The organism is Oceanobacillus sp. FSL K6-0127 (genome assembly GCF_037983385.1).
Classification (GTDB): Bacteria; Bacillota; Bacilli; order Bacillales; family Amphibacillaceae; genus Oceanobacillus; species Oceanobacillus profundus.
In genome coordinates this window covers 2577132-2599946 of record NZ_CP150287.1, presented here as the reverse complement: position 1 = coordinate 2599946, position 22815 = coordinate 2577132, and the positions used below count along the sequence as shown (strand labels likewise).

Sequence of the window (22815 nt, the reverse complement as noted above, 5' to 3'; positions counted from 1 at the left end):
TATGCGGTAATAATAGACTTAAAACATGCAATCTATTGTTGTGCTACTATGAAAAAGGAGTTGAATATATTGGTTAAAGTTAGACAAGACGCTTGGTCACATGAAGATGATTTACTACTTGCAGAAACAGTGCTGCGCCATATTAGAGAGGGCAGTACACAATTAAATGCATTTGATGAGGTTGGAGACCATTTAAATCGCACATCTGCAGCTTGCGGTTTCCGCTGGAACGCCGAAGTAAGGTCAAAATATGAGAGTGCTATCGATCTTGCAAAAAGACAACGAAAAGAAAAGAAAAGAGCATTAAATACTTCGACAAAGAAAACAAGAGTACCTGCCATTTCATTGTCTCCAGTAACAGAAGTGGTAGAAACTAATCTTAATACGCATTCTATTGTTGCAGCAGAAGCACCAAGCTTAAACATTGATATGGTGATTCAGTACTTAAGAGAATTAAAAAAGGAATCGAATGCTTCCTCTCAATCAAAAGCAGTATCAGAGGCACTTGAAAAAGAAAATAACCTGTTAAAATCGAAAGTTCAAGAACTAGAAAAACAGCTTTCATCTACAGAGGATCAACTGGTCTCAATTCAAGAAGATTACCAGACTTTCATTCAAATTATGGACAGAGCCCGAAAAATGACTGTACTCGATGATAAAGAAAGTCGTACAGCTCCCACCTTCCGAATGGATAAGAATGGTAACTTAGAACAATTAGCTCATGGATCAAATTAATATAAACGAGAAAGGAAAAAGGACCCTTTGGTCCTTTTTCCTTTCTCGTTTATGTATTCGGTCAATCCCGATTGTGCCGTTCTATCTTGAGCTTTGATCCCGCTTCAGACAGGTGGGTGCCCAGTTTTATAGATATCATGCTTCCAGGAATGAATAATCATAAAGGCATGCATTCACTACAAAAACAAGAACGAGCTCCCAAGTATACAATTGTTCGGTCAAAATACTTATAATAGACGAACACATCAGGATTGAAATGAAATTTGCTGATTTGTAAATTTATCTTAACATACCAGATGATTTTTTTCAATATTTACAACTATTAAATTTGAACTCATCATTTCTTCCTTCCTAGTTTGAAAATGACTTGTTAGCCATGGTCAATCTAGGAAGGATTGCTTAATTGCTTTCCGTAATATCCGTACTCATTGTAAAAGTGCTTGTAAATTATTTAGTTGCACTTTTCTCTGAAAGCTTGATAGCAAGTTCATCTAGCTGTGCATGACTAACTTCACTTGGTGCATTTGTCATTAAATCAGATGCAGAGGCAGTTTTCGGGAAAAGAATTGTATCCCGCAGGTTCGATCTACCAGCAAGCAGCATGATAATCCGATCAAGACCAAGCGCTATGCCACCATGTGGTGGTGCTCCATACTCTAAAGCTTCAAGCAGGAACCCAAATTGTTCTTGAGCTTCTTCTTCTGTAAAACCTAACACGTTAAACATATGGTCTTGCTGTTCTTTCTGATAGATACGAATCGATCCTCCGCCTAGCTCATAACCGTTCAACACAAGATCATACGCATTTGCTTTAACATTAGCTGGGTCTGTTTCTAATTTACCTAGGTCTTCCTCAACTGGCGATGTAAATGGATGATGTGCCGCAAAATATCTGCCTAATTCCTCATCATACTCAAGTAACGGCCAATCTGTTACCCAGAGAAAGTTGAATTTTGATTCATCGATAAGCTCAAGCTGTTTAGCTAGCTTCAGGCGTAGTGCTCCAAGGCTGTCATATACGACAGAGGTTTTATCTGCTACAAATAAAAGCAAATCTCCATCTGTTGCTTCCGCTTTTTCCAAAAGACTTGATTTTTCATTCTCCGTGATGAATTTAGCAATAGGTCCTTTTAATTCGTCTCCTTCTACCTTCACCCAAGCAAGTCCTTTGGCACCATACACCTTTACAAAGTCCGTTAATTTGTCAATATCTTTACGAGAGAAGGTAGCAGCCTTACCTTTTACATTTAAGAGTGCAACCTTCCCACCTGATTCAATTGCCCCTTGGAACACTTTGAACGTTGAGTCCGCTAAAACATCCGATACTTGGACTAATTCAAGTCCAAATCTTGTATCCGGCTTATCAGAACCAAAACGCTCCATCGCCTCATCATATGGCAATCGAGGCAAAGGAAGTTCAATATCAATGCCTTTTACTTCCTTAACAACCTTCTGCATCATGCTTTCCGTCATTTCCATGATTTCGTCACTCGTCAGGAAGGAGGTTTCAATATCAATTTGTGTAAATTCAGGCTGGCGATCTGCCCGTAAGTCCTCATCTCGGAAGCATCTAGCAATTTGATAATACTTTTCAAATCCACTTACCATAATGAGCTGTTTAAATAACTGTGGTGATTGTGGTAATGCATAAAATTCACCTGAATGCACGCGACTAGGTACGAGATAATCCCTCGCTCCTTCTGGAGTGCTCTTTGTCAATATTGGTGTTTCCATTTCTAAAAATTCATGGTCATTCAAGAAGTTCCGAATGATTTGGGTTGTTTTGTGACGCAGCTTGAACGTTTCCTGTAATTCATTTCTTCTAAGATCTAAGTAACGGTATTTTAACCTTACATCCTCGGAAACATCAGTCTCATCTTGGATTGCAAATGGTGGTGTTTTCGCTTTATTCAAAATTGTCACGGATGAAGCAACAACCTCAATGTTTCCGGTCTTCATATTCGGATTTATTGTTGATTCATCACGTTTAACAACTGTTCCTCGTACTTCTACAACATACTCCGAACGAATCCGCTCCGCAATTTCTAATGCTTCCTGTGAGTTATCTGGATTAAAGACAACTTGAACTAGTCCTGATTTATCACGTAAATCAATAAAAATTAAACCACCTAAATCACGTCTTTTCTGTGTCCATCCTTTTAGGAGTACTTCCTGGTCTATCATTGCTTCTGTTAATTTTTCTGTATAAATTCTTTCATTCATTCTATTTTCCTCCTAAAAGCCTTTTTCGCAATTCTTCAATTAGATTCTCTACTGGCACTTCTAATTGTTGTCCGGTTTCCATTTCTTTCAAATTAATGGTTTTCTTTTCAAGTTCTTCATCTCCAAGTACTAAAACATATTTCGATTGGAAACGGTCAGCAGCTTTGAATTGTGCTTTCATTTTTCGACCTTGATAATCTTTATCCACTTGGATTCCGTTCGTTCTTAGTTCATGTACGAGTCGTGTTGCTTCTTTTTCAACTTCACCTGATCCGGTTGCAACAACAAAGCAGTCAAGACTCTCATCAATTGGAATTTCAATGTTTTCTGCCTCAAGTGCCATAAGCAGACGTTCAAATCCCATACCAAACCCTATTCCAGGGGTTTCTGGTCCTCCAAGATCCTCGATTAAACCATTGTATCGCCCACCACCTGCAAGCGTTGTAATAGCACCAAAACCCTCTGCTTCACTCATAATTTCAAATGCAGTATGGTTATAATAGTCAAGTCCACGAACAAGATTTGGATCAACTACAAAATCGATATTCATTATCGTTAAATATTCTTGAACTTGCTCAAAATAGGTTTTCGATGCCTCATTTAGATAGTCAAGAATTGAAGGAGCTGTTTTCATTGTTGGGTGATCACGATCTTTTTTACAATCGAGCACACGAAGTGGATTTTGCGATAATCGTTTTTGACAATCCGAACAAAGCTCTTCTTTATATGGTTCAAAGTGATTGACAAGCGCTTGTCTGTGGTTATCTCTACTTTCTTTATCTCCAAGTGAATTAATCACTAATTTTAATGATGTTAATCCGAGCTCTTTATATACTGTCATCGCAAGGTCGATTACTTCTGCATCAACTGCTGGATCAGCACTACCAAGTACCTCTACACCAAATTGATTCAATTGACGCATACGCCCTTTTTGAGGACGCTCATAACGAAACATTTGAGCAAAATAGTATAGTTTAACTGGCTGATTTGGATCCCCGAACAATTTATTTTCAACAAATGCCCGTGATACGGATGCAGTGCCTTCTGGGCGTAATGTAAGACTTCTTCCTCCACGATCTTCAAAAGTATACATTTCTTTCTGAACGATATCTGTAGAATCTCCAACTCCGCGTTGAAATACTTCCGTATGTTCAAATAAAGGGGTGCGGATTTCTTTAAAATGGAATCGACCACACACATCTTTAATTTTATTTTCTGCATATTGCCATTTGGCTGCGTCTTTTGGTAAGATATCCACCGTTCCTCTTGGTGCCTTCATACTCATCTCAAAACCCCCTGTTTCCTTATTAATTGTAATAAATTAGAAAAATCCCGTCCCTTATATAAAATAAGGGACGGGATTTTTCCCGCGTTGCCACCCTAGTTGATGCTAAAATAACAGCACCCGCTCTTCACAGTTAACGCCTGCAAAACGTTCATACCTACTCTATTTCGATATAAAACCTCAGGAGTGTCTTTCATTAAGCCATCTGGGAAAATGCTCACAGCCATTGACATTTTCTCTCTACACCAGTGGTACTTCAATTACTTTTTCCTTCAACGGTATTTAATATATATTGGAATGTCTATTATATTAAGCGGAACCGAAATGATTGTCAAGCACGATTCAGCTTTTTCTTTAATAATTTGACATCTTCGATTGCAATTCCTAACTCACTTGCTATTTCCAGATTGGTTCCCCTTCCTTCTAATTCGGTAAATCGATGTAAATCTGGAGATAAAATATCCTTTTGATTTCCAATGTTCCATTGTTTTTCATTCATTCGCACGGACGAACTCCTCCTTATAATTGTACATCACTTTACCTCTAGCTTTGCCTTTAAATGAGATTTTTATTATACTTAGTAAATGAAATAAACTACTTAAGGTTAGGGAGGAACGTCGTGCATTCAAGAAAAATTATATTATTTTTATTTATAGCGGTATTTTTCTTGCTATCGGAACCATTTAACGTTCGTGCAGCTGAAGCTACCATAAATGTTTCAAATTTAAATGTCCGTAGTGGACCAGGTACAGACTATGAAAGCATTGGAAAACTTGATTCTGGTCAAACATTTACCGTCACTGGCCAAGAAAACGATTGGGTAGAAATTAATTTAGAAGATGAAACCGGCTGGGTTGCATTGGAATTCGTTACGCTTTCCGAACCTCAATCGAATGAAACAGAGGAAGGCGAAGTACATAGTGATATGGATAGCATCATTATCCAGCATGATAATACACAGCTTCGTGAAGGGCCTTCTACGGATTATGCCATTGTACATTTTGCTGAAAAAGATACTAAATTAGAAGTTATTTCGGCTACAAATAATTGGTATGAAGTTGCAAATGATGAGATTATTGGCTTTGTTAAGAAAAGTCTTGTCGAATCTAAAGACACTAAATCAAACAGTAATATATGGAAAAATAAAACGATTGTTATCGATGCTGGTCATGGCGGACGTGATGTGGGTGCGATTGGCGCATCCGAATCTTATGAAAAAGATATCGCTTATTTAACTGCACATGAACTCGAGAAAGAACTTTTAGCACTAGGGGCAAATGTACTTCTCACTAGGAAGGAAGATGAATTCATTTCACTAGCTAGCAGGATCACCTACTCCAACATTCTCGACACGGATGCATTTTTAAGTATCCATTATAACAGCATCCCTGAATTCCCAAATGTTTCTGGTATCGAAACCTTCTATTACACAGATCAGGGTGAAAATCTAGCAGAAAAAGTTCAACAGGGCATAATTGAAGAAAGTGGAGAACGAGACAGAGGTATACATGAGGGTGACTTATATGTAATTCGTCAAAACCTTAAACCCTCAGTGTTGCTAGAACTTGGTTTTATATCTAATCCTGAAAAAGAGGCACAGCTACAAACACAAACTTATCAGCAACAGCTTGTACACGGTATTATGCAGGGTCTAGCTAAATACCTTGCAGAATAACAGCATTAAAAAATTCAGTTTAATGAATTCCCTAATAAAAAAATAAGGGATGGCAGATTAGATTGCCTCCCTTATTTTTTCTATTTATCCTTGCTATCAATAATTAGTGTAACAGGTCCAACATTTGTTAATTGTACATCCATCATTGCACCAAATTCACCTGTCTCCACAGGAATTCCTTGCTCTTTAATCGATGCGTTAAAAGACATGTACAGTTCATTTGCAAAATCTGGTTTCGCAGCTTGTATAAAGCTTGGCCTTCTTCCTTTTCGTGTATCACCGTACAGCGTGAACTGGGAAATCGACAAGATACTTCCACCAATGTCTTTTAATGATAAATTCATTTTTTCATTCTCATCCTCAAAGACACGCAAATGAACAATTTTATTTACAAGATACTGAACATCTTCAATGGTATCATCATGTGTCACCCCAAGTAACACGACAAATCCATCGGTTATTTCACCTATAACTTCACCCTTTACCGTTACACTGGCATCTTTTGCTCGTTGTATTACTGCCTTCATTATCAAAAACTCCCTTAATCCAATCAATCAGCACAATTTATTGAACAGTTCGTGTTACTGTATATACATCTCTAATTTGCTTAATGCGTTCAACAACCTTACGTAAATGTCCTGTATTATGAATGAGTATTGTAATTTGTATAACGACAATTCGATTGCGATCAGACTTACCATTTACATGTGTCATATTCGTCTTCATCTCATTGACAACCTGAAGGACTTCGTTAAGCAGACCTCTCCGATCATATCCTGTAATTTGAATATCCACATGGTATTGTTTACGATCTGAGTTGCCTTCTTCCCATTCTACATGCAAATAGCGTTCCTTTGCTTCCTGTGTTTGTACGTTAGGACAGTCTGAACGGTGTACCGATACACCTCTACCTTTCGTAATATACCCAAGAATATCGTCACCAGGAACCGGGTTGCAGCATTTCGCGAGTCGAACTAGAAGATTATCAACACCTTCAACTTTTACACCAGAATCCCGTTTATGCGAACGCTGTGTTTTAGTTTCCGTTTTAACTTCTTCGAGCGTTGTTTCTAAATCTTGTACCTTCTGCTTTGTCTGTCTGATTTTTTCTGTCAGCCTGGTAGCGATTAATGCAGCTGTAATTCCTTGGTAACCGACTGCTGCATACATATCTTCCTCGCCAGTAAAATTGAATTTATCAAACACGCGCTGCATATTCTCAGGAACAAGTACTTCCTTCGGTTCAATATTCAATGCCCGAATTTCTTTTTCAACAGCTTCTTTTCCTTTAATTACATTCTCTTCTCGACGCTGTTTCTTAAAAAATTGTTTAATTTTACTCTTCGCTTGCGAAGTTTGCGTCATCTTCAGCCAATCTTGAGAAGGTCCATAAGAATGCTTTGATGTCATAACCTCCACAATATCGCCATTTTCCAACTTGTAATCCAGTGGTTCCATTTTTCCATTGATTTTAGCACCAATCGTTTTATTTCCGATTTCAGTATGGATTTTATAAGCAAAATCAAGTGGAATGGAACCGGAAGGAAGTTCGATTACCTCGCCTTTTGGTGTGAAGACATAGACCATATCGGAAAATAAATCGATCTTTAAAGATTCAATAAATTCTTCTGCATCATGGGTGTCATTTTGCCAATCAAGAATTTCTCTAAACCACGTTAATTTTTCCTCAAATGATTTCTTCCCACTCTTCACTTGCTTTCCTTCTTTATATGCCCAATGAGCAGCAATTCCGTACTCTGCGATTTCATGCATTTCTTTTGTGCGAATTTGCACCTCGAGTGGATCACCCTTCGGCCCAATCACAGTCGTGTGAAGTGATTGATATAAATTTTGCTTTGGCATTGCAATATAGTCTTTAAACCTTCCAGGCATTGGCTTCCAGTTTGTGTGGATAATTCCCAGAACTGCATAACAATCTTTAATGCTTTCCACTATAATCCGAACGGCTAATAAATCATATATTTCATTGAATTGTTTATTTTGCTTGACCATTTTTTGATAAATACTATATAGATGTTTTGGGCGACCAGACATCTCTGCTTCAATATTGACATCATTCAATTCGACAGCTAATTCCTGAATTACTTCTTTAATATATGATTCCCGTTCTTCACGTTTTTGCTTCATTAATTGAACAATACGATAATATTGCTGTGGATTTAAGTAGCGTAGAGCCGTATCTTCCAATTCCCATTTAATAGTTGAAATTCCCAGTCGATGAGCTAACGGCGCAAAAATCTCCAGGGTTTCATTAGAAATTCGACGTTGCTTTTCTGGAGGAAGGTGCTTCAATGTCCGCATATTATGCAGTCTATCTGCAAGTTTAATCAAAATTACGCGAATATCCTTCGCCATTGCCACAAACATTTTTCGATGATTTTCAGCTTGTTGAACTTCCTTCGACTCGTATTTAATTTTTCCGAGTTTTGTGACACCATCTACAAGCATGGCTACCTCAACATTAAATGCTTGCTCTAAATCGGCAAGAGTTACTTCCGTGTCCTCCACAACATCATGCAAAAATCCGCCTGCGATTGTTTCTGCATCCATTTCGAGTTGAGTAAGAATACCTGCTACTTGCACTGGATGAATAATATATGGCTCGCCAGATTTTCGAAATTGATTATGGTGTGCCTCGTTTGCAAAGTCATAAGCGCGTTTAATTAACGCCACATCCTCAGTAGCTAGATACTTTGTTGCCATATTGATAATGTCATTAATTGTTACATTTTCGTCTTTTGCCATGAAATCACCTTTACTAGCCGTCTGCATTATTTAATAATTGATATTCTTCAACAATTGTAGCACATAGAATACGAAACCCTTAAATATTTTTAATTATATGCTTTTCCGTATAATGTGTCCATTGTAAAATCTCTATAATAAGAGGTCTGACGAGAAATAGACGTCAGACCTTATAAAAAATTTAATATGTCATTAATGTTAATACATCATAGTCTTTTAGCTTTTCTTTACCGTTTAAGTAGCCGAGTTCAACTAAGAAAGCACAGCCGACAACGATACCGCCGAGCTCTTCCACTAACTTTATCGTAGCTTCAATTGTTCCGCCAGTTGCCAGCAGATCATCCGTAATCAAAACCCGTTGTCCTGGTTTGATTGCATCTCTATGAATGGTCAGTACATTCGTACCATATTCGAGACCATAATCTACTTTAATTACTTCACGCGGCAACTTGCCTTCCTTTCGAACAGGAGCAAAGCCTATTTCGAGTGCATAGGAAACTGGACACCCTACAATAAACCCTCTAGCTTCGGGTCCAACAACAATATCGATCTGCTTTTCTTTCGCATATGTTACGATTTCATCTACTGCTGCTTTATATGCTTTTCCATCCGCCATTAATGGTGTAATATCTTTAAATTTAATTCCTTCTTTTGGCCAATCTTCAACAATTTTTATATGTTGCTTATAATCCATTTACTACTTCCTCCTCGGGGATATTCAAGTAATCCATACAGCTTTCCATCCACATTTTCAATTCTTCATAATTCGAATAATAAAGCTGTTTCTCAATATCCGCTCTATTCAACCGTTCTTGATATAGCTTCGAGTCACTTAAATCCTTTTTCTCCGGATTTGTCTCCAACTCAATAACTCCATTTTCTATTTTAACAAATCCCAGTTCAAAAAACACGTTTGAAATAAAGATAATTCGATCCTTACTCCAGCCTTTATGGTTCATAATAGTCTGTAGCTCTGTTTTTAAATCAAGCACTTTTCGTTTTCGAACAAGTGCGTAGAACCAAACGAACTCTTCCCTAGATGGAAAAGCTGATAGATACGCACTGTCTTCAATATGATAACACGCAACTATATTAACCGGCTTTGTTTGCTTTATAATAGCCTTTAGCTGTGCAAGGTTAGCCGGCAGGTCATAAATATACAGTGTTTGCTTTTCCTCCAAAGCATGAATTGATGTATCATAGTTAATTTGCTCAACATCTGCATAAACAGGTTCACTGGACGTGGTAATTACAAATGCGTTATTTGTATCTAAGTGCACGTTGCGATTTTTCTTTCCCCTATAATCAAATAACTGCCATTCATCAATCTTCATATCCTCAATAAGAAACTGTGCTTTACGATGACCATTCCACTCGTTGATTCCAAGCTCTCCAACTAATGATAATACTGCACTTGGAGAAATATGCTCGTACAATTCCCCCATACCAAAGCCTATACTATCTAGTGTTTGGTCATTTTTTTTGAATAGAAGCTTCAGATGGTTCTTTGCACTACCAATCTTCCTGGCATCAGCCGGTGCTTCCTTCAATTCAAAGACTGGTTTAGGGTTCTTCATACCAAATGGTGCGAGTCTATCGATTTCTTGGACAAGTTCTTCATCGATTTCTTCCACTTTTAGCTGTGCACTAATTTCAATTACCTGTTTAAAATCTGATTCTGTAAGCTCTTCTCGAATAAACGTATCTAACTTTTCTTGTACAAGTGGTAGATTATCAAGTGGGAATGTCATTCCTGCAGCCTGTGCATGTCCTCCAAAATGTGTAAATAACTCTCTAATCCGCATCCCATTTTTGAAAAAATCAAAAGCAGGTATGCTTCTTGCTGAACCTTTAACAGTATTCAATTCTGGTTTAATTGTTAAGACAATTGCAGGGCGATCATATTTTCGAACTAATTTGGACGCAACAATTCCAAGCACGCCTTCATTCCATCCTTCTTTCGCAACGATAATTACATCGTGTGTTGCAGAGGATTCCACGATTTGCTGTGCCTCTTGAAAAATGTTATTTACAATCTTTTTGCGTTCGTCATTTATCACATTAATTTCTTCTGCCATTTCCTGTGCAATTTCATCGTCATCTGTTAATAACAATTGAACAGCTAAATCAGCGTTTTCCAGTCGGCCAACGGCATTTATTCTTGGGCCGATCAAGAAACCGACATCTTCTTCCGTCACATTGCCCTCAACTTTACAAACCCGTTTAAGGGCTTTAATTCCTGGGTTTTGCGATATCGTTAATGCATGCAATCCATAAAATGCGAGTACTCTATTTTCATCCACGAGTGGAACGAGGTCTGCTATTGTTCCAATTGCAGCAAACTCTAGCAAGTGCTTCGGAAAATAGCCGAGTAGACTTTGGGCAAATTTAAATGCTACACCGACACCTGCAAGCTCTTGGAATGGATAACCTTCTGAGCATTTTGGATGAATGATGGCAAAGCAATCCGGTAATTCTTCTTGCGGCTCATGGTGATCTGTAATGATTAAATCAATTCCTAATTCCTTCGCCACATGCGCCTCATAAACGGACGCAATGCCTGTATCTACTGTAATAATTAATGTGAATCCATTTTCTGCTGCTGCTCGAAAAGCTGCTTCGTTCGGCCCGTATCCTTCTGTAAATCGGTTTGGTATATAGAAATCACAATTCGCCTCAAGCTCTTCCAAAGCTTTTATTAAAACTGTAGTTGAACTGACACCGTCCGCATCATAATCTCCATAAATTAAGATTTTTTCATCATTATCTATCGCTTTATGTACACGTCCTGCTGCTCTTTCAATTGAATCAATTTTAAGCGGACTGTGTAAATTTTTAATATCAGGTGATAAAAATTGTCTTGCTTCTTCAATACTCGTTATTCCTCTTTGCTGCAATAGTTGTTTGACAATTGGAGATAATGCAACTGCATCGTCTTCCCAATCTACTGCTGCTTCTTGTAGTGACGTATATTTCCAATTTGCTTTACTTTGTAACATGATTTCACCCCTGACTAATCTATTATACTAGAGACAGGCAGGGGTAGCAATTAGAATTATTTTGTTTTCGTTAAATCACTTCTTTTTTTGCGCTCAGCCGTTTGACCGTTCTCTTCTGATTTAGCAAGCAATCTCGTATTTTCGGCCTTTAATCGCTTGAGTTCCCTTTGTATACGATAAAATCGTATTGCGCCCACAGAAGCTGTTATAATCCCACCCATTAACACCGAAAATAGAATAACAAGTATTAATGGGGATTCCTGCGTCCAGAATAAATAGTTCACCTCGACTGCATCCACATTTGTAACAGCAAAAACAGCTACAATAATAACGAAAATAATGGATAAAATAACGTAGGTTTGTCCTTTTGTCATAACTATTCTCCCTTCTTGTGTCTATCTATTTTGTTAGATTACCCTTTCTTGGTAAACTTCAATCAACTTAAAGCAAAAATCCCTTGTCTATTAACTCTAAAGACAAGGGATTCTCCGTCTAATTATACCTGTGGTCCTTCTGCCGCTTTTTTCTTCGTGAAATCTAATGGTTTTTCTTTTACTGATTTACCACGCCATACGAGCCATAACTGGGAAGCTAACAATAAGGAAGAATAAGTTCCTGCAACAAGCCCAATTGTTAATGCAAATGCGAAGCTTGTGATAGAAGAAGCTCCGAGTATTAGGAATGCGATTACGGCAACAATTGTAGTAATTGATGTATTCATTGTTCTTGTAAAGGATTGGATAATGCTTGTATTCACAATAGTTGTAAGTTCCTTAAACGATTTGACACGTTTCTTCTTACGTATGTTCTCTCGAATTCGATCGAAGATAACGATCGTATTGTTAATGGAATAACCCACAATCGTTAGGATTGCCGCAACAATGGTAATATCGAATTCAATTTGTGCAACACTGAATATAGCCAGCATAAAAAACACATCATGCAGAAGTGTCAATAATGCCGTTATTGCAAAGAAAAATTCAAAACGGAATGTGACATAAATAATCATGAAGATCGCTGCAATTCCAACTGCGTAGATAGCATTCTTTACGAGTTCCTGCCCTACAATTGGCGAAACGACACTGACACTAGGCTCATGTCCATATCGTTCATTAAAATAAACGCGAACCTCTTCCACCTCGGTATCCGATAAAACACCATCAAATCTTGCTACTGCAAGCTCACTATTTTCACCGGACAGGACGATTGATTTAACCTCATGTCCTAGCTCTTCAAATCCAGATTCTACCTCTTCTGCAGTCAAGCTGCTTTCCGAAACAACTTCAACTCTGGAACCACTTGTAAAATCAATTCCGGGATTAATCTGAAATATTAAGATAGAAATGGCACCTAGGATAACAAGCACAGATGTTCCAATGAAAAATTTATTACGGTGTTGAACGAAATTAACTTTTCGATTGAACAGTCTAGGTTCTTTTTCTTCTTCTGCAATATCCCTTATCTGATCCTTTTTCACACCAAACCATGTTTTTCGTTTTGTAAGGAATCCGCTTTGCACCCAGAGTCCAAGAAGTATTCTTGTTCCTAAGACAGCCGTTAAAAAGCTAATCAAAATACTGATGATTAACATCGTTGCAAACCCTTTAACAGAGCTTGTCCCAAAAATAAATAATACGACTGCAGCAATAATTGTTGTTAGGTTTGCATCCAGGATGGTCATAAAGGAACTTTTATTTCCTGCTTTGAATGCTGCTTTAACAGATTTTCCAATTCGTAATTCCTCTTTAATACGCTCAAATGTAATAACATTCGCATCAACAGCCATACCAACCCCTAATATAAGGGCTGCAATTCCGGATAATGTTAAGACACCATTTAAGAGCTGAAATACTAATATAACCAAATAAATATAGAAGGCTAAATTAATGGTTGCAATGAAGCCTGAGAATCGATAGAAAACTAACATGAACAATACAATTAAACCAATCCCTATAGCTCCAGCAAAAATCATTTGATTTAACGCTTGCTCTCCAAATTGCGCACCAACTGAAGTCGAGAATATTTCTGTCATATGCACTGGCAATGAACCAGAATTAATAATATCCGCTAATTGTTTCGCAGATTCAACTGTAAAATCACCACTGATCATTACATTTGTTGTATGTAACGGTTCACTAACATTTGGTGCAGATACAAACTTTGGCTCACTCTTAGAAGCTTCTTCTTCATACGAATCCCCCTCTTGGAAATCCATCCATATGACAAGCTTGTTGTCAGGGATATTCATTTGGCTGATTTGGGTTGTCACTTCTCCAAACTTTGCTGCATCTTTTAATTCTAAAGTTACAATTGGAGCATTTGTATTTGGATCGAAATCCTGCTTTGCGCTGCCTTCTTTTACATCCGTACCATCTAATAGCTCTTGATCGTTCACATCTCGAAAGGACAGTTGAGCAGAGGTGGACAGCATATCTCTTGCCTCTGACTGGTTTTCAATTCCTGCCAGCTGGACACGAATTCGATCATCACCCTCAATATCGATAACTGCTTCACTTATTCCTAAACGATTCACGCGATCATTTAATGTTTGAACCGTCCCTTCCATTAAGCCTCTCGTTACTTCCTGACTGCTATCAACAGGTTCCACTTCGTAGAGGACCTCAAATCCACCTTGAAGATCCAAACCAAGATTAATATTTTTTGTAATTCCTGGTACCGTTGTTCCAATCGTCACTGCTAAAGCAATAACTACTAGAAAAAAGGCAACAATTCTGCCTCTCTTTTTCATTAATTTGGTGCCTCCTTTTATACCAATAACTATTACGATATGTATATGTAAATTTTATTCTTTTATCGTCTCTCCTGCTCCAGTTAGTGCGGCAATTGAAGCCATCAAATCTTCGTTTTGGTATGAGCTTATTGTTAAATAGCTTAAATACGTGTTGGATGCCATATGAAAAATATCCTGTATAACTTCATGAATTCGTTTATCCGGTTCGCCTTTCCATACTTTTTGTACGAGACAATTCCAAACATCATCAGGTGTTGCCTGCGAATAACCCATCATTTCCAGTTCATCCGCTTTACTTTCCAAAGCCGGTTGAACGACCTGCTTCCACTCGTTAACGCCCTGTATAATTTCCATGTTATCCCACCAATTCCTATCGTATACTTTTTTAGCTTGTCATGCTTTGTCCACTATTTAGCATATATATCATTGTATAGTAATTTTTATTATTTGAGAAGGCGGGTCGAATAAAATGACCAAACAAACATTTCTACAAGGGGCAATCATCTTAATCGTTGCTGGAATGATTACTCGTTTTATGGGGTTCATTAATCGAATTGTTGTGGCAAGGCTAATGGGAGAAGAAGGTATTGGCTTATATATGATGGCTCTCCCAACACTCTTTTTAGTAATGACATTAACACAACTTGGTTTACCGGTTGCAATATCCAAAAGAGTAGCCCAGGCAGACGCTGCTAATGACCAAGCAAAAGTAAAAAAGATTGTTGTAATATCTCTCATGATTACCTTTATCTCAAGTATTGTATTTACCATTGTAATGGCTGTTGGCGCTCCATACATCGCTTCTACTTTGTTAACCGATAGTCGGGCAATGCTCCCTATTCTTGCAATTAGCCCAATTATCCCGATTACTGCAATTGCAGCTGTGCTAAGAGGCTATTTCCAAGGCAAGCAAAACATGAAGCCGCAAAGCTATGCACAAGTGATTGAGCAGCTTGTAAGAATTACCTGTGTTGCATTTTTCGTAAATCTTTTACTTCCATATGGCATTGAATACGCTGCTGCTGGAGCAATGATAAGTGTCATCATTGGAGAATTTATATCCCTAATGTATATGATTTATACATTCAAGCGAAAGAAAACCTTACGATTAAGACATCGTTTTTTCTCTTATTTGAAATCAAGTAAAAATGTTGTCAGAGAACTGCTATCCATCGCCCTTCCAAGCATGGGAAGCAGAATGATTGGGTCTATTTCGAACTTTCTAGAACCAATACTCGTTGTCCAAAGCTTGGCAATTGCCGGGGTTGCAAGTGCTGTCGCTACGAAGCAATATGGAGAACTAACTGGCTATGTGATGCCATTACTTTTTCTCCCAACTTTTATTACCCATTCCCTTGCTGTTGCACTCGTACCATCTATTGCGGAAGCAGAAGCAAAGAAAAATATATCCTTAATTCATTACCGGATTCACCAATCAATCCGTATCTCATTTGCATCTGGAGGTATTTCAACTGTAGTCCTCTCGATATTCGCCGTACAATTACTTACGTATATGTATGGAACAGGAGATGCAAGCCATTATTTAGTGCTGATGGCTCCATTCTTTTTACTGCATTACATTCAGTCACCGCTTCAAGCTGCACTGCAGGCCCTCGACCTTGCAAAGCCTGCCATGTGGAATAGTCTCTTTGGTGTTGCACTAAAGTCCGTTGTATTAGTTATACTTGCCTCCAACCCAAATTTTGGAATTATGGGGGCAGCAATTGGATTATGTACAGGGGTTGTCCTGGTTACATTATTACATTTGGCAGTACTGAGAAAAGTAATTGGGTATTCTATCCCTTTTCTAGATATTTGTAAAATGATTGTTCTTCTTGCTTTCACTTGGTTGTTTGGTAGTTTTCTGAAACGTATCTATGAAACGATGGAACCACATGTAATTCTTTTTCTATCTGTTTTAGTTATACTTGGAGCCATCTATATCATTCTTTTGTTTGCTTTAAAATTTATTACGAAAGATGAGCTTAGACAAATACCATTTTTCAATAAGAAGAAATAAAAAAATGACACTTGAATAACAGGTGTCATTTTCTTATCCCATGTAAGGAATCAAATAGCGAATATATATATACACTGTTGAAACGATTAAAGATAATACGACAATCACAATTCCATATTTCATAAAACGCAGAAAGGAAATTCTCTGATTATCAGCTTCTGCTAATCCAGCAACAACTACATTTGCTGATGCACCTAAAAGCGTTGCATTTCCCCCTAAACAGGATCCTAGCGCTAACGCCCACCAAATCGGGTCTAAATATACCATGCCATATGTTTCAAACTCTTGGATAACTGGTATCATCGCGGCAACAAATGGAATATTATCGATAAAGCCGGAAGCAAAGCCGGATATCCATAAAATGAGTAATGTTGTTTTCACATAATCCCCTTCTGTTGAAACAACAATTAATCTAGCTATTTCATCAATAACACCTGTATGCTGCAGACCTCCAACAATTGTGAATAAACCAATAAAAAAGAATAACGTTACCCATTCTACCTTAGATAAGATTTCTTCTGTTTTCACATCTTTTTCTGTTAGCAATAATAATAAAATTGCTCCTGTTAAAGCGATTGTGGTCATTTCAACATGTACTGCAGCGTGTAGAAGAAAGCCTGTAACGGTCATAATTAGGACTGTGACCGATTTATATAATATAGTGGACTCTACCAGGTTTTCTTTTGCATCAATGGAGAGGAGTTCGCTTAGATTTGGCTGATACGTTTTTAATCTTCTTTGGAATAAAAGATAACTAATCAAGATGAGTAGAATTAACAAAAATAGTGCTACTGGTGCAGTATGTGCGAGAAAGGTTAAGAATGTAAAATGCTCTACCGCCTGTCCAATCATGATATTCGGTGGATCACCAATCAGTGTTGCCGTCCCTCCAATATTCGAACTGAAAATAATCATTAATAAGTAAGGAAATGCCGGAAGCTTCAGAAGCTTTGTGATTTTTAGCATGACTGGAACAAAAATTAAAACCGTTGTTACATTATCCAAAAAAGCAGACCCTATTGCGGTGAGTACTATCGAACCGATTAATAAGAACATAGGGTCTCCTCGTACACTTTGCGCAAAGCGAATGGCAATAAACGTAAATAGACCTGTCTTTTCTGTAATTGATATGATCACCATCATGGAAAACAATAATGCAATCGTATTCCAATCAATATAGTGGAAAAATATATCCTCTGTTGTATAGATCCCTGTTAATAGTAAGAGCGTTCCACCAAATAGTGCAGCTGTTGCACGATTAATTCGTTCGGTCATAATAAAAAAATAGCTGACGATAAATATTACTATTGCTAGTATGACATCCATATTAGCCCTCTTTCAACATAATTTGTTCGCATTTGGAGATCTGGGTACTAATATTGTATGCTTGGAAAATTATAAATATTTTCTTCTAAATACAATTTGTCCGAATAAAATGGACATAAGCAGACAATCATGAGAGAGGAGAATGGAATATGCAAAAAAATCAATTAACTGCATTGTTGTATGGCTGGATTGTAGTACTTGGTATTATTTTATTGTCTAGTGTAGTTTTAGCACTTGTCTTACAGTTTACAGCTTTTGATGAACCAGGATTAAAGTGGACTACATTAATTATTGGTATACTCGCTTTATTTCTAGGCGGAATTACCGCAGGAGCAAAAGGGAAATCAAAAGGATGGTTAATCGGTACAACCATTGGGCTAGGCTTTACATTACTGATTTTTTTAGTGCAATATTTAGGATACCAGCAAGGTTTTTCATTAGAGCAGTCAATCCATCATCTTGGCTTTCTAGCTGCTGCATTAGTAGGCGGGATTATTGGAGTCAATCTTATTGGCGGTCAAGTTGAATAGGTACGCTACACAATTAAATCCATATAAAAAGAAGTTAATGCAAATTGCACTAACTTCTTTTTATTTTTAACTGCCTGCTGAGTATTTTGTTTATTCTATGTACGTTCATACATAATACATGTATCTGTATAAGCCAAAGACCAACGTTCCTTAGCTTATAACATGGATACACTTACCCTTGTTTTACTTCACGAATTGCAGAGCGGTCATACGTAAGCTTGGCACCATCATTTGTGATAAGAACAACTGTTCCTTCATCTAGTGCATGAACCTTTGCATGAAGCCCACCAATTGTTACGATATCATCGCCTTTTTGTAAATCGCTTTGCATTTCTCTAACTTGCTTTTGACGCTTTTGCTGTGGTCTGATAAGCAGGAAATAGAAAATAACAAACATCAAAATAATCGGTGATAATGAAACGAGCATTTCCATGAACATTCACCCCTTTCTATTCTTAAGCATTAAAAGTTCTTTGCATTCGGTTTATTTAAACCATATTGCTCAAAGAAGGACTCCTTGAAGTCTCCAAGACGATCTTCTTTTATAGCAGCTCGAACTTGCTCCATTAATTTTAACAGAAAATGCAGGTTATGATAAGTCGTAAGTCTGAATCCGAACGTTTCATTGCATTTTATTAAATGACGGATATATGCACGTGTATAATTTTTACATACATGACAATCACAATTTTCATCAATTGGACCAAAATCGCGTGCATATTTCGCATTCCGAACAACTAATCGCCCATTTGAAGTCATGCATGTACCATTTCGTGCAATTCGGGTTGGCAGCACACAGTCAAACATATCAATTCCACGAATTGCTCCATCAATCAATGAGTCTGGTGAACCTACCCCCATCAAGTAACGTGGTTTATTTGCAGGCATTAATGGTGTCGTTGATTCGAGCACGCGGTTCATAATATCCTTTGGCTCACCTACAGATAAACCACCGATCGCATAACCAGGGAAATCTAACGATACTAGGTCCTGAGCACTTTGCTTTCGGAGATCCTCATATTCGCCACCTTGAATAATGCCGAATAAGCCTTGTACATCTTTTCGCTCATGCGCTTCTAGGCAACGCTCTGCCCAGCGAGATGTCCGCTCAACAGAAGCTTTCATATATTCATGAGAAGCTGGATATGGTGGACACTCATCAAATGCCATCATAATATCAGACCCAAGTGCGTTTTGGATCTGCATTGCCTTTTCTGGAGATAAAAAGAGCTTGTCCCCATTTAAATGACTTCGGAAGTGGACACCCTCTTCCGTTATTTCACGCATATCACTCAAACTAAACACTTGGAAACCACCGGAATCCGTTAAAATCGCTCCATCCCAGTTCATGAATTTATGAAGTCCACCTGCTTCACGGATAATATCTTCCCCAGGCCGTAACCATAGATGGTATGTGTTTGACAAGATAATATTCGCATTCATTTGCTGCAACTCTTCAGGGCTCATTGTTTTTACTGTTGCAAGTGTTCCTACCGGCATAAATGTTGGTGTATCAAATGAACCATGTGGGGTATGAACTCGACCAAGCCGAGCACCTGTCTGTTTATCTGTTTTAATTAATTCATATGTTATTGGTGTCATTTTATTCTTACCTCTTTTATAAAATTAACATCGCATCTCCAAAGCTGAAGAATCGATATTGCTCTCTAACCGCTTCTCGATAAGCATGTAAAACTGTTTCCCTATCTGCAAGTGCACTAACTAACATAATTAATGTTGACTTTGGGAGATGGAAATTTGTTATTAATCCATTGATTGCTTTAAATTGATAAGGTGGATAAATAAAGATATCTGTCCAACCACTGCTTGCTACAAACTTGCCGTCATTGTCCCTGGCGATTGTCTCTAACGTTCTTGTTGATGTAGTACCCACAGATATGATTCGACCGCCATTTACTTTTATTTCATTCAATGTTGCAGCTGTTTCTTCTGTCATCTGATAGAATTCAGAATGCATCTCGTGTTCATCAATATCATCGACGCTAACAGGTCTGAATGTACCTAAACCAACATGTAACGTGATAAAAGCGATGTTTACACCAAGCTCTTTAATTTCTTCTAAAAGCTCGGTTGTAAAATGAAGCCCTGCCGTCGGTGCTGCAGCTGATCCTTCTTCCTTTGCATAAACAGTTTGATAACGTTCTTTTTCTGGAAGCTGTTCTTTAATATAAGGCGGAAGCGGCATTTCACCAAGCTCATCGAGCACTTCATAAAAAATACCATCATAAGAAAATTTCATTTCTCTTCCACCATGCTCTTTTAATCCAGTACAGGTCGCTTTCAGCTTTCCATCACCAAAGATTAACTCTGTGCCTACTTTCACCTTTTTAGCTGGCTTGGTAAGTACTTCCCATGTATCCTGTTCTTCTTGATGCAATAAAAGGACCTCAATATTAGCACCCGTATCTTTTTTAACACCATATAGCCTTGCAGGCAGTACGCGAGTATCATTTAGTACGAGGCAATCCCCTTTTTTAAAATAATTTTTGATATCTGCAAAATGCTGATGTGTTATTTCCTTCGTCGCCGGATTCAACACAAGCAATCGGGATGCCGTACGATCCTTCAACGGTGTTTGTGCGATTAACGATTCAGGTAAATCAAAATCAAAATCTTCAATATTCATAATGAAACTCCTTACTGTATCTTAACGGAATCGACCGAAGATGAAAAATATAATGGATAAAATAATACTAATCACGATTGATGTCACAATCGGAAAGTACATCGTAAAATTCCCTTTTTTAATTACGATGTCCCCCGGTAATTTCCCAATAAACGTCCAGACTAACCCGATAATGACAAATAAAATACCGATTACGATAAAAAGCTTACCCAATTTTATCATTCCTCATGCTTTGTTATGCCAAAATGCTGGTATGCTTTAGCCGTTACAATTCTTCCTCTTGGTGTTCGTTGAATAAATCCAATTTGCAGTAAATATGGTTCGTAGACATCCTCAATCGTTTGTGGTTCTTCACCAATCGTTGCAGCAATTGTATCTAATCCAACTGGCCCACCTTGGAACCCATCAATTATACCTTTTAATAACTTATGATCAATATGATCAAGTCCGGCATCATCTACTTGAAGCATGCCTAGTGCCTGATCTGTTGTTTCAAGCGAAATTTCCTCTTCCCCTTTTACTTGGGAAATATCTCGTATTCGCTTTAGCAATCTGTTTGCAATTCGGGGTGTGCCCCTTGATCTCCGTGCAACCTCGATTGCACCTTTTTTTGTTATGGTTGTATGGAAAATTTCAGCTGTTCGTTCCACAATCGCGCATAAATCTTTTGCTTCATAGAATTCCAGCCTGCTTAACACACCAAAACGATCACGGAGTGGTGCTGTCAGCAATCCTGCTCGTGTTGTCGCTCCGACAAGTGTAAATGGTGGTAAATCAATTTTAACCGATCGTGCGCTAGGTCCGGTTCCAATTACGATATCAAGAAAGAAATCCTCCATTGCAGAGTACAATACTTCTTCCACCGAACGTGGCAGGCGATGCACCTCATCAATAAATAAAACATCTCCAGGCTCAAGGGAAGACAAGATTGCTGCTAAATCTCCCGCCCGTTCGATCGCTGGTCCTGATGTCGATCGAAAATTAACCCCCATCTCATTTGCAATAATTGCTGCAAGGGTAGTTTTTCCAAGACCAGGAGGTCCATATAACAATACATGATCAAGTGGTTCATTCCGCATTTTTGCAGCTTGAATAAAAATGCTCAGATTCTCTTTTACTTTATCTTGTCCAATATATTGCTTTAAACTTTCAGGACGAAGACTAAATTCAATCGACGTATCATCTTCTTGTAATTCACCAGTTACCATCCGATCCTCCATCTTCCGTCCCACCTTTCCTAATTTCTAACAAGTAACCCTAGTGCTTTTCGAATAATTTCATCTGTATTGGAGATATTTTCTTTTCTTAGCAATGGAATTACAGCTTTTAATTCTCGGTCTGTATAGCCTAGCGCTTGCAATGCTTCTTCTGCTTCCTTGTAGACTGCAGCATTCGAGTCTGCTGAAGCTGTAACTTGTTCAATCTCAACTTGAATCGAAAATACGGAAGTTAGTTTTCCTTTCAAATCGAGAATCATTTGACGGGCTGTTTTTTTTCCGACCCCAGGAAAGCTTGTCAAAAATTTGTCGTCTTCCCTTTCAACAGCAGCTACAAATTCAGAAATATCGACACCTGCAAGAATCGCTAAGGCACCCTTTGGGCCAATACCAGAGACCGATATAAGTTTAATAAACAAATATTTTTCATCTTCATTTTTAAATCCATATAAGATTTGACTATCTTCACGGACATGATGGTATGTATGTATAAGTAATTCTTTGTTTAATGCAGATTGAAATGCAAATGGATTGGCACAAATTATTTCATAACCTATCCCATGTACATCAACGACAACCGACTCATTTAAAACAGACACAAGCTGCCCCTTAATATACGCTATCATATAATCATTCCTTC

21 protein-coding genes, 1 other RNA gene and 1 other annotated feature are annotated in these 22815 nt (G+C 37.9%); of the genes, 4 read left to right on the top strand and 18 right to left on the bottom strand.

Annotation, left to right across the window (positions count from 1 at the left end; all coding sequences use genetic code 11):
• The first annotated feature begins 69 nt into the window (after positions 1-69).
• Positions 70-735 (top strand): RsfA family transcriptional regulator, encoded by a 666-nt coding sequence (locus MHH64_RS12835; RefSeq protein WP_340001869.1) that lies wholly within the window; start codon positions 70-72, stop codon positions 733-735.
• Positions 736-795: 60 nt separating this feature from the next.
• Here the strand turns inward: MHH64_RS12835 and ssrS are convergent.
• The 4 genes from ssrS to MHH64_RS12815 all read right to left on the bottom strand — a co-directional run bounded on the left by ssrS (position 796) and on the right by MHH64_RS12815 (position 4748).
• A non-coding RNA gene (gene ssrS, locus MHH64_RS12830) (6S RNA) lies at positions 796-990 on the bottom strand.
• Positions 991-1182: 192 nt separating this feature from the next.
• On the bottom strand, positions 1183-2958 hold the full coding sequence (aspS, locus tag MHH64_RS12825) for an aspartate--tRNA ligase (protein ID WP_303447337.1): 1776 nt from the start codon (positions 2956-2958) through the stop codon (positions 1183-1185).
• 1 nt (position 2959) lies between these two features.
• Positions 2960-4243: a histidine--tRNA ligase gene (gene hisS, locus MHH64_RS12820; RefSeq protein ID WP_118889094.1), complete on the bottom strand. Its 1284-nt coding sequence runs from the start codon at positions 4241-4243 to the stop codon at positions 2960-2962.
• A 63-nt stretch (positions 4244-4306) separates the two neighbouring features.
• Positions 4307-4528 (bottom strand) — a binding site (T-box leader).
• A 46-nt stretch (positions 4529-4574) separates the two neighbouring features.
• Positions 4575-4748, bottom strand: a complete 174-nt coding sequence (locus MHH64_RS12815) for a hypothetical protein (RefSeq protein ID WP_158586224.1) — start codon at positions 4746-4748, stop codon at positions 4575-4577.
• Between the two features lie 114 nt (positions 4749-4862).
• Between MHH64_RS12815 and MHH64_RS12810 the strand changes: the two genes are divergently transcribed.
• Complete coding sequence (locus MHH64_RS12810; RefSeq protein ID WP_340001868.1) at positions 4863-5918, top strand: N-acetylmuramoyl-L-alanine amidase; 1056 nt, start codon at positions 4863-4865, stop codon at positions 5916-5918.
• 80 nt (positions 5919-5998) lie between these two features.
• On the opposite strand, the gene dtd is transcribed toward MHH64_RS12810, so the two are convergent.
• From dtd to MHH64_RS12775, 7 genes are all read right to left on the bottom strand, one after another.
• On the bottom strand, positions 5999-6445 hold the full coding sequence (dtd, locus tag MHH64_RS12805) for a D-aminoacyl-tRNA deacylase (protein WP_303447342.1): 447 nt from the start codon (positions 6443-6445) through the stop codon (positions 5999-6001).
• A gap of 37 nt (positions 6446-6482) precedes the next feature.
• A complete protein-coding gene (locus tag MHH64_RS12800; protein ID WP_095307151.1) occupies positions 6483-8684 on the bottom strand; it encodes a bifunctional (p)ppGpp synthetase/guanosine-3',5'-bis(diphosphate) 3'-pyrophosphohydrolase in 2202 nt (733 codons plus the stop codon).
• A gap of 181 nt (positions 8685-8865) precedes the next feature.
• A complete protein-coding gene (locus MHH64_RS12795; protein WP_095307153.1) occupies positions 8866-9378 on the bottom strand; it encodes an adenine phosphoribosyltransferase in 513 nt (170 codons plus the stop codon).
• Positions 9368-11683: a single-stranded-DNA-specific exonuclease RecJ gene (gene recJ, locus MHH64_RS12790; RefSeq protein WP_340001867.1), complete on the bottom strand. Its 2316-nt coding sequence runs from the start codon at positions 11681-11683 to the stop codon at positions 9368-9370. Before recJ ends, MHH64_RS12795 begins: the two co-directional genes overlap by 11 nt.
• A gap of 56 nt (positions 11684-11739) precedes the next feature.
• Positions 11740-12057: a lipopolysaccharide assembly protein LapA domain-containing protein gene (locus MHH64_RS12785; protein ID WP_095307155.1), complete on the bottom strand. Its 318-nt coding sequence runs from the start codon at positions 12055-12057 to the stop codon at positions 11740-11742.
• A 122-nt stretch (positions 12058-12179) separates the two neighbouring features.
• Complete coding sequence (secDF, locus tag MHH64_RS12780; protein ID WP_340001866.1) at positions 12180-14432, bottom strand: protein translocase subunit SecDF; 2253 nt, start codon at positions 14430-14432, stop codon at positions 12180-12182.
• 54 nt (positions 14433-14486) lie between these two features.
• A complete protein-coding gene (locus MHH64_RS12775) occupies positions 14487-14789 on the bottom strand; it encodes a post-transcriptional regulator (protein ID WP_095307157.1) in 303 nt (100 codons plus the stop codon).
• A 115-nt stretch (positions 14790-14904) separates the two neighbouring features.
• Here MHH64_RS12775 and spoVB point away from each other — a divergent pair, with 115 nt between their 5' ends.
• Positions 14905-16455 (top strand): stage V sporulation protein B, encoded by a 1551-nt coding sequence (gene spoVB / locus MHH64_RS12770; protein WP_340001865.1) that lies wholly within the window; start codon positions 14905-14907, stop codon positions 16453-16455.
• A gap of 33 nt (positions 16456-16488) precedes the next feature.
• Here spoVB and MHH64_RS12765 read toward each other — a convergent pair whose 3' ends face one another.
• Positions 16489-17781, bottom strand: a complete 1293-nt coding sequence (locus tag MHH64_RS12765) for an ArsB/NhaD family transporter (RefSeq protein ID WP_095307160.1) — start codon at positions 17779-17781, stop codon at positions 16489-16491.
• A 149-nt stretch (positions 17782-17930) separates the two neighbouring features.
• Here MHH64_RS12765 and MHH64_RS12760 point away from each other — a divergent pair, with 149 nt between their 5' ends.
• Entirely contained in the window at positions 17931-18311 is a 381-nt protein-coding gene (locus MHH64_RS12760; RefSeq protein ID WP_095307161.1) for a TIGR04086 family membrane protein, read from the top strand.
• Positions 18312-18483: 172 nt separating this feature from the next.
• Here MHH64_RS12760 and yajC read toward each other — a convergent pair whose 3' ends face one another.
• Genes yajC through ruvA form a run of 6 tightly spaced genes read right to left on the bottom strand, consistent with a single transcriptional unit; the run spans position 18484 to position 22801 of the window.
• Positions 18484-18744 carry a preprotein translocase subunit YajC gene (yajC, locus tag MHH64_RS12755; RefSeq protein ID WP_095307162.1) on the bottom strand — a complete coding sequence of 87 codons (261 nt, stop codon included), beginning with the start codon at positions 18742-18744 and terminating at the stop codon, positions 18484-18486.
• A 29-nt stretch (positions 18745-18773) separates the two neighbouring features.
• Entirely contained in the window at positions 18774-19913 is a 1140-nt protein-coding gene (gene tgt / locus MHH64_RS12750) for a tRNA guanosine(34) transglycosylase Tgt (protein ID WP_095307163.1), read from the bottom strand.
• 16 nt (positions 19914-19929) lie between these two features.
• Positions 19930-20958, bottom strand: coding sequence for a tRNA preQ1(34) S-adenosylmethionine ribosyltransferase-isomerase QueA (gene queA / locus MHH64_RS12745; RefSeq protein WP_251659050.1), 1029 nt, complete (start codon positions 20956-20958; stop codon positions 19930-19932).
• Positions 20959-20979: 21 nt separating this feature from the next.
• On the bottom strand, positions 20980-21180 hold the full coding sequence (locus MHH64_RS12740; RefSeq protein ID WP_168927290.1) for a DUF2905 domain-containing protein: 201 nt from the start codon (positions 21178-21180) through the stop codon (positions 20980-20982).
• On the bottom strand, positions 21177-22178 hold the full coding sequence (ruvB, locus tag MHH64_RS12735) for a Holliday junction branch migration DNA helicase RuvB (RefSeq protein WP_340001864.1): 1002 nt from the start codon (positions 22176-22178) through the stop codon (positions 21177-21179). The genes MHH64_RS12740 and ruvB overlap by 4 nt, the downstream gene beginning before the upstream one ends.
• Before the next feature lie 17 nt (positions 22179-22195).
• Positions 22196-22801, bottom strand: a complete 606-nt coding sequence (gene ruvA, locus MHH64_RS12730) for a Holliday junction branch migration protein RuvA (RefSeq protein WP_095307168.1) — start codon at positions 22799-22801, stop codon at positions 22196-22198.
• Between the last annotated feature and the right edge of the window lie 14 nt (positions 22802-22815).

Bases quoted from the DNA above. Each gene is read 5' to 3' on its own strand.
- aspS (WP_303447337.1), bottom strand. From the start codon at position 2,958: ATGAATGAAAGAATTTATACAGAAAAATTAACAGAAGCAATGATAGAC.
- hisS (WP_118889094.1), bottom strand. From the start codon at position 4,243: ATGAGTATGAAGGCACCAAGAGGAACGGTGGATATCTTACCAAAAGAC.
- dtd (WP_303447342.1), bottom strand. From the start codon at position 6,445: ATGAAGGCAGTAATACAACGAGCAAAAGATGCCAGTGTAACGGTAAAG.
- MHH64_RS12800 (WP_095307151.1), bottom strand. From the start codon at position 8,684: ATGGCAAAAGACGAAAATGTAACAATTAATGACATTATCAATATGGCA.
- MHH64_RS12795 (WP_095307153.1), bottom strand. From the start codon at position 9,378: ATGGATTATAAGCAACATATAAAAATTGTTGAAGATTGGCCAAAAGAA.
- recJ (WP_340001867.1), bottom strand. From the start codon at position 11,683: ATGTTACAAAGTAAAGCAAATTGGAAATATACGTCACTACAAGAAGCA.
- MHH64_RS12785 (WP_095307155.1), bottom strand. From the start codon at position 12,057: ATGACAAAAGGACAAACCTACGTTATTTTATCCATTATTTTCGTTATT.
- secDF (WP_340001866.1), bottom strand. From the start codon at position 14,432: ATGAAAAAGAGAGGCAGAATTGTTGCCTTTTTTCTAGTAGTTATTGCT.
- MHH64_RS12775 (WP_095307157.1), bottom strand. From the start codon at position 14,789: ATGGAAATTATACAGGGCGTTAACGAGTGGAAGCAGGTCGTTCAACCG.
- spoVB (WP_340001865.1), top strand. From the start codon at position 14,905: ATGACCAAACAAACATTTCTACAAGGGGCAATCATCTTAATCGTTGCT.
- MHH64_RS12765 (WP_095307160.1), bottom strand. From the start codon at position 17,781: ATGGATGTCATACTAGCAATAGTAATATTTATCGTCAGCTATTTTTTT.
- MHH64_RS12760 (WP_095307161.1), top strand. From the start codon at position 17,931: ATGCAAAAAAATCAATTAACTGCATTGTTGTATGGCTGGATTGTAGTA.
- yajC (WP_095307162.1), bottom strand. From the start codon at position 18,744: ATGGAAATGCTCGTTTCATTATCACCGATTATTTTGATGTTTGTTATT.
- tgt (WP_095307163.1), bottom strand. From the start codon at position 19,913: ATGACACCAATAACATATGAATTAATTAAAACAGATAAACAGACAGGT.
- queA (WP_251659050.1), bottom strand. From the start codon at position 20,958: ATGAATATTGAAGATTTTGATTTTGATTTACCTGAATCGTTAATCGCA.
- MHH64_RS12740 (WP_168927290.1), bottom strand. From the start codon at position 21,180: ATGATAAAATTGGGTAAGCTTTTTATCGTAATCGGTATTTTATTTGTC.
- ruvB (WP_340001864.1), bottom strand. From the start codon at position 22,178: ATGGAGGATCGGATGGTAACTGGTGAATTACAAGAAGATGATACGTCG.
- ruvA (WP_095307168.1), bottom strand. From the start codon at position 22,801: ATGATAGCGTATATTAAGGGGCAGCTTGTGTCTGTTTTAAATGAGTCG.